Genomic DNA, 13,051 nt, shown 5'->3' on the forward strand with positions numbered 1-13,051 from the left:
TAAGTGGTGTCAAGCCCGTGCGAGCGGCAATTTTGTGCCGGCCACAGGCCTCTCGTCTAGAATAGCATGGTGGAAGCGGTAGAGCTGCGCCGGCCGGCCGCCGGTCTCGGCGGTCGTCGCCCCGGTCTTCTCAACCAGCTCCTGCTGCTCTATGAGCCGGCGAAAGTTCGGCTTGTTGATGAGCCTGCCGGAGAGCGCCTCCACGGTTCTTTGTAGCTGTAAAAGCGTGAAGAGCGGCGGCATCAGTTCGAACACAACAGGCCGGTATTTGATCTTGGAGCGCAGCCGCGCAATAGCCGTGGCCAGAATGCGGCGATGATCGGCGCTCATCGATCTGCCCGGCACCGGAGCGAGGATGGCCGAATCTCCGCCGCGTTTTGCTTCCTCTACCAGGGCGGCCTCATACAGCAGCTCATAGCGCTGCAGCGCGAGCTCTTCGTTCCATGCCCGGTCGTCCAAGGCAAAGGCGACCGCCGCTCGCCGGCGGCGATCGAAGCGCGTCGCGCCGTCGTCCGCGCCGTCCGCCCATTCGATAAGGCGCGGCCACAGTTCTTCCAGCATCGAAGGCCTGCCGGAGCGATGATCCTCCCAGGGGAAATAGTCGTACCAGCTGGCCCAGCTGCGCCTGCCCGAGGCGCCCGCATCGTCTTCGCGGGTGAGTGCGAGATAGCTAATCGAGATCACGCGTTCGTTGGCGCCGATCCGATCGCGATCGGCGAAGGTGTAGAGCTGCTCGATATAACCGAGAGGCTGACCGGTCTGCAGTTCCACCCATGCCCTGAGGCCCGACTGGAGCGAACGATGAGCGAGCTCAAACGGGCCCGAGGGAAGGGTGTCCCCCTGTTCGATGGTCAGAACACAAGGTCCTGCGTCGTTCACGGCAACGACGACTGCGATGAGGTCCGCGTTGACGTCGTTGGTCTTGCCTGTGACTCTGCCTTTCCTTGGTCCCTTTGCCTGATCCATAGTTCCTGACCTACTTGGCAGAGCTCCGCCTGTCTAAACCGATTTAGTTCTGTTCTTTATCATACCACCCGTCGCGTCAACACCACGCGCTCTGGCGATTTTACCTCTTCGCACCTCGACAAAAATATGCCAAACGCGACACTGGCCGGGGTGACGTTGGGTGAGGAGAGACGTGGATTGAGCGCCGCTGGTGTCGTCAAGGCGATCACGCCGCCGAACATCCGTGCGCGAAAGGGCAGCACGCCGCTGGTCTGCCTGACGGCCTACACCACGCCGGTCGCAAGGTTGGTTGACGGCCACTGCGACATCGTTCTTGTCGGCGACAGCGTCGGCATGGTTCTCCACGGCCTTCCCTCCACGCTCGGTGTCACGCTCGATATGATGATCATGCACGCCAAGGCGGTTCGGCGGGGAATGGAGCGGGCGCTCCTGGTCGTCGACATGCCGTTCGGCTCGTACGAAGAAAGCCTAGAGCAGGCCTTCCGCAATTCCGCGCGCCTTATGGCGGAGACCGGATGCGCTGCGGTCAAGCTCGAGGGCGGCGCGACGACCGCCGAGACGATCCGCTTCCTCACAGCGCGCGGAATCCCGGTCATGGCGCATGTCGGCCTGACGCCGCAGGCGGTCAACGTGTTTGGCGGATATCGCGTGCAGGGCAGGGGCGAGGATGCCGAGCGCATTTGGCGCGATGCTCTTGCGGTTAGCGAGGCTGGCGCCTTTTCCGTCGTACTGGAAAAAGTGCCCGAACCGCTCGCCCGCCGCATCACCGAGGAAATCCCAATCCCGACGATCGGCATCGGCGCCTCCGCGGCCTGCGACGGGCAGATCCTGGTCGTCGACGACATGCTGGGCCTGTTCGGCGACTTCCGGCCGAAATTCGTCAAGCGCTATGTCGAACTGGGAGAGGTCGCTTCGGCAGCGATCGAGGCCTACGCGTGCGACGTGAAGGAGCGCCGGTTTCCGGCGGCCGAACATGTCTTCGGCGATGAACCGAAAGCCATCAAAGGAGGAGAAGCGACATGAGCACACGGGTCGTCCGGACCGCCACCGAGTCGCGCAAATCCGTGGCGGCATGGCAGGCTGGGCATGAAGGTCGCGCCCTTGCATGAAGGCCCTCTCAGCCTGGTGCGCGCCGCACTTCAACGCGCCGACCGGGTGATCCTTACCTCTTCGCGAAGCAGTTCAACGACCGCCGCCGACGTTGCCGCCTATCCACCCACGGAGCATGAGGATGCTGCCAAGCTGCTAGGCGCCGGATGCTTTACGCGCCGCAAGAGAGATGTATCTCGAGTGGTTGCCACCGCTGTCGCGGTGAGCGGGGTGAGCGAAGGCTGTGCGTCGCGTTCGGCGACGGCGTGGCGCGATTGGTGACGAAGCTCTTTTCCAGACCGCTGCTGGTCCGGCCTTCTTGGCGAGAAAGATTTCCAGCAGTTGAAACTCGTGCGCCGTTCTGCCCGCTTTCTCGAGATCATCGCCTTTCCGAAAAGGCGCAAAGCCATGGATGGGCGATCGCAATTCTCAGCTGCCGGCCGCGCAGCGCGTGGCGATCCCCCAAAGCGAAATACTGTTAAAGCGGCCGAGAGGCTGGCCAAGGCACTGCGAGAGGCGACGCCATCCTAGCCGCCGGCTACAGAGAAGTCGAATATCTCGGACTACGGGCCGACGATGATCCCGATCTGTTTTTACGGACCAGCCGACCGAGCTGCAACTACAGCATGTCCTGTGATGATGACTCGATGGTCATGTGACAGTTGCTTTGGTGCTGATTCAAAATCCTTGAACGGAGGTGAGCAGTCGGTGCGGATCAGCCAAAGCGCCTTGAGCGCCTGCCTTCGCGGGTCCGGCGAAGCTTGTGTTGCTGGACGAGACCGACCTCTCATGCGACGCAGAATGACGGCGAGCGCGCGGGCAACAGCAACAAAGGCCGGAGGCATACTGCGCAGTTGGCGACGTTCATGCCCCACGCTCTGAGGCCCGACCCTTTCTTGCTGAGCACGAGCAGCGAATAAGCCGCCTCGGAGAGCCGTGCTGGCCAGTTGGTCACTGCATCGGCCCAATGGCCCTTTGGCTACAAGCTGGCAGTCCTGCGCGGGCATCGCCAACGTCCTCGTCCAGCGGCTTCGCGCGTCGAATGTCGCCAAGTGCAGGCCGCCGCGGTCCCGCCCGTCACTGAAGGCAGCAGGGCGAAGAGCACGTGAAAACATCCATCCGGCAAATGCATTCATAACGGCAAACGATTACCGCAATGGCTCGGTGAGCGGTATACGAAGTGCTTCGTCGCGGCAGCATCGGGAGACTGCAATGAGAAAGCTTATCCTGCAGCTAAAACAGTTTCTTAGGGGTCAACCAACTCCCGAAGCAATCGAAAATGAGCGGCACGATGTGAGCGTGGGACCTGACCGCAGTGACAGAACCGACGCTTGTCGAGGCGACTCTCAATCTTTAGCCCGCGAGGGCGATCACCGACCCTACGGTGATAAGGCATGCACGAACTCTCCGGTGACAGAAGCCGCGACAAACCGCACGTTTTTGGGGAAAACAATAACATGCTCTGCGGATTCGGCGAACGGCAGCAAGGATTACCTGACCGCGGGCGTTGACTCACGTTTCCAGGATCCGACGAACGATTTCGATCCGAGATTAGGGTGGAGGCCGCACGTCATCGCTCTCGTTGATATCGAACGCAATAGCTTCATCTTTCAGACGGTGGGGTACTACAGGGACGGTTCCAACGCGAACTCCGTCGACAACGCCGGCGCACTGCCCGGCTACCCGGCGAACTGGTTTTACACAGGCAAATCCTCATTGCACTAGTTCGCAGAGCCGATCGACAGGACCGACAGAGCGACCATAACGGTGCTGCGTTCCCAACCAACTTGATCGGGCGGCCGTGCGGGCCGTTCTTGGCGCCGGTAGGGGGCTGGACCGCCTCGCGGAGGTCCGTGCCGAATGAACCAACCCTTGATTTGACCCAGCTATTCGCCTCGCTCGCTCTGTCGCGCGGCCGCCACATATCGAAAGTTCGACAGCTCGTTCAGAGACACTTGATCTCGATACCGTATTTCCTCAGCGCGTAGCCAATCTGGCGCGGCGTCAATCCAAGCAGGCGCGCTGCCTTTGCCTGTACCCAGCCGGATCTTTCCATCGCCGCGATGAGACGCTCGCGATCGGTCATCTTCCCGTCGCTCACGAGGCCTATCCGATCAGGCGCTGGCAGTGCCTGCTCGCTGTCAACAGGCGGGGTCGCAACGGCGGCCGATGCAAAGGCACCAGATGATTTCATGGCCGGGTTTAGTGGCGATGGTGCGATCGCCTCGAATTTCGGCGAAGTCTCCTTAGACGCGTGCTTCCATAACATCGCGGAAAGGCATCGGCCGTGTGAGCAGTCAAAGTCGTTTCTGACGATTGGCGTTCCCGCTGCGAGGGTCGCTGTCCGCTGCACGCAATTTTCAAGCTCGCGGACATTTCCGGGAAAAGCACAGTTCATCAGCACTTCAGTCGCACTCGCATCGAAGACCATCGTACGGCCGTTCTCGCTGTTGAAATTCTTGAGAAACTCAGCGGCAAGGAGCGGAATATCACCGCGCCTTTCGCGCAATGGCGGCACCAGCAAGGGAACAACGCTGATGCGGTAATAAAGGTCGGCGCGAAACTCGTTCCTTGCAACCGCGTCTTCCAGATTCCTGTTCGTGGCGGCAATCACGCGAACGTCGACCTTAATCGTCTGGTTGCTGCCGACGCGCTCGAACTCCTGCTCCTGCAGCACGCGCAGCAGCTTTGCCTGGAACGAGGCCGAAATCTCACCGATCTCGTCCAGAAACAACGTCCCCTTGTCGGCGAGCTCAAAGCGCCCCTTGCGCGTGTTGAATGCACTGGTAAAGGCACCCTTTTCGTGACCGAACAGTTCGGATTCCAAGACCGTCTCAGGGAGCGCTGCGCAATTGAGCTTGATGAACGGCCGCTTGGCGCGCCCCGACAGCTCGTGAACGGCCTTGGCGACCAGCTCCTTGCCGGTCCCGGATTCGCCGCGCAGCAAAACGGTGCTGTTGGACCTGGCCACTAACGCGACCTTCTCGAGCAGCCCGCGCAGCGCCGGGCTGTCGCCAATGATCCCCTTAACATGAGCCCTCTTGCCCTCATGGCCAGGCTGCTCGAGTTCGCCGAATTGCTTTTGCATCCGGATTCTCTCGGCCATCAGTCGCTCGGGGTCGGACGCGAACATGCGATGCAGCTTCACTGTCTGCCCAACCAGATTGGCGATTGTGGTGAGGAGGCGGAGGTCGTGATCGAGAAGGGAACCTGATTTGTTGTCCAGGATGCGGTCGATGGTCAGCGTGCCCACGACGTTCGCATCGACGCGAATGGGTACGCCGATGAACGACACATTCATGTTGTCGGACACCCCGAGCACGTCCTTGTCGGCGGCGTTAAAGGCCGGATCCAACGCTATGTTCTCGGCGACGAGTGCCATGCCCGTCGTTATGATCTGGTCGATCGCCGTCCGTGGCAGATGCTTCCGGTAGCGCACATCGCTGTCTTCGCTCCAGCCGGCGCCGACGGTCATGTCCGGTATGCCGGCACCGCCGCAGAGCGAGATGATGCCGTGCCGCACCTGCACCAACGATGGCAGGAGATCGACGACGTTGGCCAACGTGGCTTCCAGTCCAGACGGAGCGGTGAGCGCTTTTGACGTTTCAAAGATGTCCAGAGCCCTCTCGTGCAACGGCACAACAGGGACCACGTCATTCATCTCGGACTTTGAATTGGGCCTTTTCATTTTTCGAAGCGATATGCAGCGTGACGAGATCCGCCTGGCACTTTGCTCGGAGTTGCGAGCATCGTGTTGCATGTGATCATCCATCTCGCGCCATGAAATCGATGCCCGAGGCAAGTGCGCCGGTCGTCCAGCGCGTGGATGTCCATGGCGAATCGCATTCGTCGGCGTCTTCGCTCCGCAGGCCGCCGCACAATCGACGAGTTTGCTTGCCTTGATCTGGCACGCCGGGATTCATTGAAGCACAAAAAGGCGTTGATGGAGACAGTCATAACGATTGGTCCGCCAGCGAGACGGACGTCTGCAGCGGGTTTTTCGCGAGTAAGGAGATTGCCGTCGGGATGATAGTTAATGTCGCTGCCAGTCAGGCCCGGGCCGCGGGCAAGTGCGGCCTTGGCAAGTTGGGGCGGCGCTATGCGGTCGATCGCAAAGCGGAGCGATGCTCGACGCATGGCTTTCCTTTCTCTTCCATGAAGTGCGGGTCATCGTTCTCGGCTGACTGGATTCCGCCGCGCAGCAATCATTCTTTGTTAAACGAGACCGGAATGAGGGAGTTGAGTCAACCAAACTCCCGCTGCTTTTCTTTCATCGACGAAAGGAAATTAGGCCTCTCATGATAGTATTTTATCAGTTTTTCAGATGTTTTCGGGCAGATAGATTTCGAACGGCAGAAAAGTCTGCCCAAGCGTCTCCGAAGTGCCGACCTTGATGGCCTTGGCCATTAGCGTCATCAGTTCCTGGCAAAGCAGGCGCTGGGGTGTGGCGACCGACATCGTGATCATGCCATCTGCGAGTGCTGCCCGCGACTCCGGCGTGATCTCATTAACGATCGCGACGAGACCCCGGCTTTCGCCTTCTTCACGGAGCGCGGAAATCGCTCCCTCCATACCTCCGCCGGCCACATAAAAGCCGGTGAGTTCGGGTTCCCGTTGCATGAGGTCCAGCGTGACCTCGTAGGTGATCTGCCGTGCCTCAAGGTTCACGAGCGGATCGAGCAGCTCGAATGTCGGTGCATTCTCACGGAAATAGGAGCGAAAGCCGGCCTCCCGCAGCTCCTGCCCCTGAAAACGGTGGCTGCCGACAAAAACCGCCACCTTTCCCGGCCTTCTTGCGATCTTTGAAAACATCCACGCTGTCGTCCGCCCGACCTTGCGGTTATCGAGGCCGATATAGCCCTCACGAACACCTTCCGCGAAATCGGAAAGCAGCGAGAAAACGGGGATGCCTTTCGCCTTGAGTTCTTGGACGGCTGCCGTGATCGCCGGATGGTCCGGCGCCACCATGGCGATCGCGTGGCAGCGCGCGCCGAATTCCTTGAGCAGTGGAATAAGGTCGCACGGCATGTGCGACGGCGCGAATTCGATGAGCGAAGTGCCATGGAAGCAATTCGCCGCGTTGACCGCCGCTTCGACCTCACGCGCTAATCCTTGGTAGAAGTGGTGAGCCGGTTTTCTCAGGATGAAGCCAAGCCGATATTGCGGCAGGTCCCGCTGCAGGCGCTGCTTGATGAGACCTGCGGCGTGATATCCGATGGCCTGTGCCGCCGCTAAGACCCGCCGCGCAGTCTCCTCCCGCACCGGATGACGGGCATTCAGAACTCGGTCAACGGTGGCAACACTGACCCCGGCTTCCCGGGCGATATCAGCAATTATGGGTCGCTTCGCCATTGTCCGACTCTGATCAAAACGACATCAGGAAGAAACCCGGTAAAGGTAAGATTCAGTAAAATCTGTCATTCCTGCATTGATCCTGTTCGCTAGCGGAATTCTTGTCGTGGCGTGGCGCGAGGGAGCAGCCGAAACGTAGAACCCACGCGCCATCCGATCGTCTTCGACATCATCGATGCCCATAGATCATTGATTCCTCTATGCCAAGGTCGCTTTCGTTGCGTAGAGCGTTGGCGAATTGTTCAGCCGTGCCGACGAGAGTTGACCGCGGCGGCCTCCGATCGAGCTCCGCGCCCGGTTCACGAACCTTCGCAATCTTCGGAAGCATTAAGCGGTTCATCGATGGCTTGTGTGTCGTGACCGGTGCGAGTCCTTCGCAAGGCGCACATGATTTCGCACCCACCGCATTTCGGGATTCTTGATTTCATCGGCCCGCGAGGTTCTGTTTGGAACCCGCGGCTCGATTGTCCGGCGTTTGCGACCAGCCAGGCGCTTCAATCGGTAGCGATGCTGCCGACTCGCCCGGCGCGGGCACTATCAGTGGCTGGCCGGTTGATGTCTCGGCAGGCTGGTGGCCGCAGAAGGCAGCTTCCAATTGCGCCTGGTCCAATTCGCCTTCCCAGCGGGCGACGACGAGCGATGCCACCGCGTTACCGACCAAATTCGTGAGTGCCCTGCATTCCGACATGAAGCGGTCGACGCCAAGGATCAGCGCCATTCCAGCAACGGGAACAGCCGGCACTACCGAGAGCGTAGCGGCCAACGTGACGAAGCCGGCACCTGTGACACCTGCTGCACCCTTCGAGGAAAGCATCGCGACGAGCAACAGGAGGACCTGATCGCTAACTGACAAATCCGTATTCGTCGCCTGCGCGATGAAAAGGGCCGCAAGGGTCATGTAGATATTGGTGCCATCCAGATTGAAGGAATATCCGGTCGGGATGACCAGGCCCACGACCGAGCGCTTGGCGCCGGCCTTCTCCATTTTCTCCATGAGAGAGGGCAGCGCGGCCTCGGAGGAGGACGTTCCGAGGACCAGCAGCAGCTCTTCCTTGATGTAGCGGATAAGAGAAAAGATCGAGAAGCCATTGTAACGACAGACTGCGCCGAGAACCCCGAACACGAAGAGGAAGGCCGTGAGATAGAAGGTCCCGACCAGCATCGCAAGGTTGGCCACCGAGCCGATGCCATATTTGCCTATCGTGAAGGCCATTGCTCCGAAAGCGCCGAACGGCGCGGCTTTCATCAGGATGCTGACCAATTTGAAAACCGGTGCAGTGAGGTCCTGAAGGAAGGAAAGAACCGATTTGCCCGATTCTGCGACCATCGCCAGCGAGATGCCGAAGAGGACGGAGAAGAACAATACCTGTAGAATGTCGCCTTCCACAAAGGCGCCGACAATCGTGGTCGGGATCATGTTCATCAGGAAGCCGGTCACGGACTGCTCATGGGCCTTTGAGGCATAGCCACTGACGGCCTGGACGTCGAGCGAGATCGGATCGATGTTGAGGCCGGCGCCAGGCTGAATGACATTGCCGACGATGAGGCCGACGATAAGTGCGAGCGTCGAGAAGGTGAAGAAATAGACCATCGCCTTGCCGGCAACACGGCCGACCTTCTGAAGATCGCTCATGCCGGCAATTCCAGTCGCCACAGTCAGAAAAATGACGGGCGCGATGATCATCTTGACTAGCTTGATGAAGGCATCGCCGAGGGGCTTCAGGTTTTCTCCGATTTGCGGATAAAAATGGCCAACTGCAACTCCGAGGATGATTGCGACAAGCACCTGCACGTAAGGCTTGCCACAAAGGGTTTTGCGGGGTGCGCGTTTTGCGCTGGGGGGCAGTGGGGCCAACATGTAAGTTTTCTCTCCCTGACCGGGTCGGGCGGGCTCTTCCTCCCCGCGGCTTCTCCCATCGCGGCGCTCCGGTCAAACGCTGCTGCGATGTTGGTCGCAAGAGCCGTGCCAAGCCAAGAAACGCGGAATTCGTAGGAGTCTCGGGTATTTGCTACAATTTGCGCAGTTAGATTGTGTGGTTTTCCGCACTGATCGCTTTCCCTTCTGGCGGAACCCCGCACTATGGTTCGTCAATGATCGGTCTGAAGAATGCGATGGCAGAAGAAGACATAGGCAACGGCGCCTTCCAGCGCGCCCCATGGGTCTTCCCTGGCAGATGGCTGGCGGTCGATCTGTCTGGCTTGCGGTTTTGCTTGCAATTCTTGGTGCAGCGCTCTGTTTAGTGGTCTTTGCAACGGGCCGCATCGCCGGCACCAGAGCACAGTATGCCCTACGCGACCGTGCTCTTGCCGCGTTCCCACTTGCGGCCGACAGTTTGAAAGGGGAGGTCGAGAAGCAGCGAGTGATTCCGCTCGTCCTGCACCGAGGCCATGGCGGACGACGCGGCTATGCAATACGCGCTCGGCACGGTTAGCGCACGGCCGGGGCTCTATCTGTCGAGCCGGGTCGATGGATCGGAGGGGCCGGGCGGCCCGGCAGCGGCAGAAAGTGCTTGTGTTCCTGAATGCGGAACTGGAGCATCGCGTTGAACTGCGCACTGCGGAGCTCCAACGCTCGAACGAAGCGCTCGCCGGTGAGATCGCCGAGCGAGAGAACGCAGAGGCAAGAGTGCGCGCCTGCGCAATGAACTCGCCCAGGCGAACCGCTTGTCAATCTCGGGACAGAGAACAGCCGGGGTCACCCACGAGGTCAACCAGCTGATCGCCGCAATCCGCACCCATGCTGAAAATGCCGCGCGTCTTCTTGGGGCCGGCCGGTCGCAAGGTACCGGCGAGAATCTGACCTCGATAGCCGCCATGACCGGCAGGATCGGCACGATCACCGAAACGCTAAGGTCCTTCTCCCGCCGCGCCAGTGGATCGATGGAACCGATACTGGCGGAAGACGTGATCGACGACGCCCTGTCGCTTCTTTCAGTCCGAATTCGCGATTCCGGGGTGACGATAGAACGAAAGCGGATTGATCCATCTCCAATTGTCATGGCAAACCGCATGCGACTGGAGCAGATCCTCGTCAACCTTCTCCAGACCGTGCTTGACGCTCTGAAGGATCAACCGGAGCCCCGGGTCGAGATAGCGTTCGCCGATAACGGGGAAATGGTCGCTATTTCCGATCGGGACAACGGCCTCGGCCTTGCCCCCCAAGATTCGCAGGAGCCTCTTCATGCCGTTCATCACCAACAAGGAAAAGGGTCCCGTCTTGGCCTGGTCATTTCGGAGGAGATCGCACGTGAGCTCGGCGGCTCGTTGCGGCATGATGATGCCGGCCAGGAGAGAGGGAGTTCCTTCACGGTCGAGCTGAGGCGCGCGGCATGAATGCTGAAACAGGACCGGTCATTTTTATTGACGATAATGAGGATCTGCTCCGCGCAGCCACGCAGATGCTGAAGCTTGCCTCCTTCTCACCGAGCGTGTTCGGTTCGGCCGAGGCCGCGCTCGCCAGTATCGACGAGAACTTCGATGGCCCTGTTGTGAGTGACATCCGCATGCCCGGACTGAACGGCCTTCAGCTCTTCGAGCGAGTGAAGGCGATCGACCCGGACATTCCGGTTGTTCTCATCACCGGGCATGGCGACGTCGAGCTAGCCGTTGCCGCGGTCAAGAACGGCGCCTACGATTTTATCTCAAAGCCTTATGCGAACGACCGGCTTCTAGTGACGCTGCATCGCGCTTCGGAAAAACGGCGCCTGGTCCTGGAAAACAGACGTCTTAGGGATGCAGTTGTCCGATCTGCGGGCGATATCCCGCTGATCGGGGAGGCACCGACCATGATTCGACTACGCGAAACTCTCCGTCAGATCGCCGATACCGATGTGGATGTCCTTGTGGAAGGCGAGACGGGCACGGGTAAGGAGGTGGTCGCGGATCTGCTTCACCGCTGGAGCAAACGACGCACGAAGCCCTTCGTTGCCCTGAATTGTGGAGCGCTGCCCGAAAGCGTCATCGATAGCGAACTTTTCGGGCACGAGGCAGGCGCCTTTACTGGCGCGCAGAGGCGCAGGACCGGTCGCATCGAGCATTCGAACGGAGGGACGCTCTTCCTCGACGAAATCAAGTCGATGCCGCCAGCACTCCAGGTGAAGCTTCTGAGGGTGCTTGAGACCCGGCAGATCACGCCGCTCGGCACGAACGAAACCCGCAGCATCGACCTTCGTATCGTGTCGGCTACGAAGGCCGATCTCGGCGACCCGGCCGCCCGCGGAGATTTCCGGGAAGACCTTTATTTCCGGCTGAATGTGGTGACGCTCCGCATCCCGGCGCTTCGTGAAAGGCGCGAAGACATCCCGATACTCTTTGGACATTTCCTGGAACGCGCCGCCAAACGTTTCGGCAGGCCAGTTCCCGACACAAGCGCTGGCGTGCGCGATCGCCTCATGAGCTACAATTGGCCCGGCAATGTCCGTGAACTCGTGCATTTCGCCGATCGCGTTGCATTGGGACTTGAAGAGGTAGACACGCCCATTGCGCCCGGTCGAAAGGAACAAGCGGTATCAAACCTCCCGTTGTCCGAAAAAATTAGCCTTTATGAAGCGACCGTCATCCGGGATGCCTTGCAGGAATGCGGCGGCGACGTGAAGCGGACGATCGAAATCCTGGGAGTGCCGCGCAAGACCTTTTACGACAAGCTAAAACGACATGGGATAGACGCGGCCGATTATCGAAGAAATGCCAGTGTCTGAAGCCTTCTTGCTCGGGTACCTGGAAAGGCTGCGATGATGTGTTGGGTCCAGTGCATCGGAATTGCTAAAGTGGAATGATTTAGCTGCGGTCTCAATCTGGTTGACGAAGACGTTTCGCCATTCTTGCAAAGTGACGGTTTCGAGAATCGAGCGATGGCGTCGCAGAACGGCATTGACAGTTTGGCGGCGGCGTCGCGCAGAGGTGGCTCGAGCCGGCGAGCGAGAACAACGGGTGTTGCGGCTGCGGGTTCCGCAGGACCGAGCCGGCCTCTTCTCCACCGAGTGCTCGAGCGCTACCAACGTTCGGAGCGCGCCTTGGTGGCCACCTAGCGGAGGTGTATGTGCAGGGCGTGTCGACCAGGAAGGTCAAGGCGATCACGGCTGGCTGTGCGGCCATGCGTTCTCGGCCATCAACAAGCGGCTGGACGAGAGCCTGAAGCCCTTTGTCGAGCGCCCGTTTCGCGAGCTGCTTGCTTACCTCATCCTCGACGCCCTCTGCGAGAGGCACTTATCCATAGCGTGGATGCTCGCGATCTAAACAATCAATTTTACCAATCCGGGCGTGTCGTTCATAGATCGCCACGTGACATGCACCGCCGCTGCTTCTATCGCGTGAGGTGCACAAAAGAACCCGAAAAGAGGAAGTCTTCGCATGCGCTCTGGCGTGGGTCGAGGTTGTGCTGGGAAAATGAGTTGCAGCTTGCCGATCACCCGAAATCTCTGAGTTTTTGAGAAAGACCTACGACCCGACCGGGGTGTTCACGCAAAACCATTCGAGGGCTCTCGAAGCTGGCCGCTGCTAGGCCTGAGGTCCAGTGAAACGATGCTCGCGGATCTGCTCATCTCAACGACGCCGGCAGATCAGGCGTGAAGTTCTCGAAAAGGAGCAGCGGCAATTGCGGAAGCAGCGCCGCGTTCGGTTGCATCACATAGATGCTGATCGCATC

The 13,051-nt window shown here is 59.8% G+C and carries 8 protein-coding genes and 1 pseudogene; 5 read left to right on the forward strand and 4 right to left on the reverse strand.

Annotated features, from left to right (window positions below; translation table 11 throughout):
- Window positions 1-9: 9 nt before the first annotated feature.
- Window positions 10-966 carry an NUDIX hydrolase gene (locus AC0L2H_RS28425; RefSeq protein ID WP_019863267.1) on the reverse strand — a complete coding sequence of 319 codons (957 nt, stop codon included), beginning with the start codon at window positions 964-966 and terminating at the stop codon, window positions 10-12.
- 177 nt (window positions 967-1,143) lie between these two features.
- On the opposite strand from AC0L2H_RS28425, the gene panB reads away from it, so the two are divergent.
- Complete coding sequence (panB, locus tag AC0L2H_RS28430; RefSeq protein ID WP_019863268.1) at window positions 1,144-1,989, forward strand: 3-methyl-2-oxobutanoate hydroxymethyltransferase; 846 nt, start codon at window positions 1,144-1,146, stop codon at window positions 1,987-1,989.
- Between the two features lie 1,278 nt (window positions 1,990-3,267).
- Window positions 3,268-3,780 (forward strand): hypothetical protein, encoded by a 513-nt coding sequence (locus tag AC0L2H_RS28435; protein ID WP_019863269.1) that lies wholly within the window; start codon window positions 3,268-3,270, stop codon window positions 3,778-3,780.
- 220 nt (window positions 3,781-4,000) lie between these two features.
- Here AC0L2H_RS28435 and nifA read toward each other — a convergent pair whose 3' ends face one another.
- The 3 genes from nifA to AC0L2H_RS28450 form a co-directional block, all read right to left on the reverse strand.
- Window positions 4,001-5,716, reverse strand: coding sequence for a nif-specific transcriptional activator NifA (gene nifA, locus AC0L2H_RS28440; protein WP_155249244.1), 1,716 nt, complete (start codon window positions 5,714-5,716; stop codon window positions 4,001-4,003).
- A 659-nt stretch (window positions 5,717-6,375) separates the two neighbouring features.
- Entirely contained in the window at window positions 6,376-7,407 is a 1,032-nt protein-coding gene (locus tag AC0L2H_RS28445; protein ID WP_019863271.1) for a LacI family DNA-binding transcriptional regulator, read from the reverse strand.
- A 424-nt stretch (window positions 7,408-7,831) separates the two neighbouring features.
- Window positions 7,832-9,265: a dicarboxylate/amino acid:cation symporter gene (locus AC0L2H_RS28450; RefSeq protein ID WP_019863272.1), complete on the reverse strand. Its 1,434-nt coding sequence runs from the start codon at window positions 9,263-9,265 to the stop codon at window positions 7,832-7,834.
- A gap of 806 nt (window positions 9,266-10,071) precedes the next feature.
- On the opposite strand from AC0L2H_RS28450, the gene AC0L2H_RS28455 reads away from it, so the two are divergent.
- From AC0L2H_RS28455 to AC0L2H_RS28465, 3 genes and pseudogenes are all read left to right on the forward strand, one after another.
- Window positions 10,072-10,740 (forward strand): sensor histidine kinase, encoded by a 669-nt coding sequence (locus AC0L2H_RS28455; RefSeq protein WP_223217812.1) that lies wholly within the window; start codon window positions 10,072-10,074, stop codon window positions 10,738-10,740.
- A complete protein-coding gene (locus AC0L2H_RS28460) occupies window positions 10,737-12,104 on the forward strand; it encodes a sigma-54-dependent transcriptional regulator (protein WP_019863273.1) in 1,368 nt (455 codons plus the stop codon). Before AC0L2H_RS28455 ends, AC0L2H_RS28460 begins: the two co-directional genes overlap by 4 nt.
- A gap of 235 nt (window positions 12,105-12,339) precedes the next feature.
- A pseudogene (locus AC0L2H_RS28465) lies at window positions 12,340-12,609 on the forward strand (transposase); the annotation flags it as partial.
- Window positions 12,610-13,051 lie beyond the last annotated feature (442 nt).

The sequence above is a fragment of the Mesorhizobium sp. WSM4871 genome, assembly GCF_055811295.1.

Bases quoted from the DNA above. Each gene is read 5' to 3' on its own strand.
- AC0L2H_RS28450 (WP_019863272.1), bottom strand. From the start codon at position 9,265: ATGTTGGCCCCACTGCCCCCCAGCGCAAAACGCGCACCCCGCAAAACC.
- AC0L2H_RS28425 (WP_019863267.1), bottom strand. From the start codon at position 966: ATGGATCAGGCAAAGGGACCAAGGAAAGGCAGAGTCACAGGCAAGACC.
- AC0L2H_RS28460 (WP_019863273.1), top strand. From the start codon at position 10,737: ATGAATGCTGAAACAGGACCGGTCATTTTTATTGACGATAATGAGGAT.
- nifA (WP_155249244.1), bottom strand. From the start codon at position 5,716: ATGAATGACGTGGTCCCTGTTGTGCCGTTGCACGAGAGGGCTCTGGAC.
- AC0L2H_RS28445 (WP_019863271.1), bottom strand. From the start codon at position 7,407: ATGGCGAAGCGACCCATAATTGCTGATATCGCCCGGGAAGCCGGGGTC.
- AC0L2H_RS28435 (WP_019863269.1), top strand. From the start codon at position 3,268: ATGAGAAAGCTTATCCTGCAGCTAAAACAGTTTCTTAGGGGTCAACCA.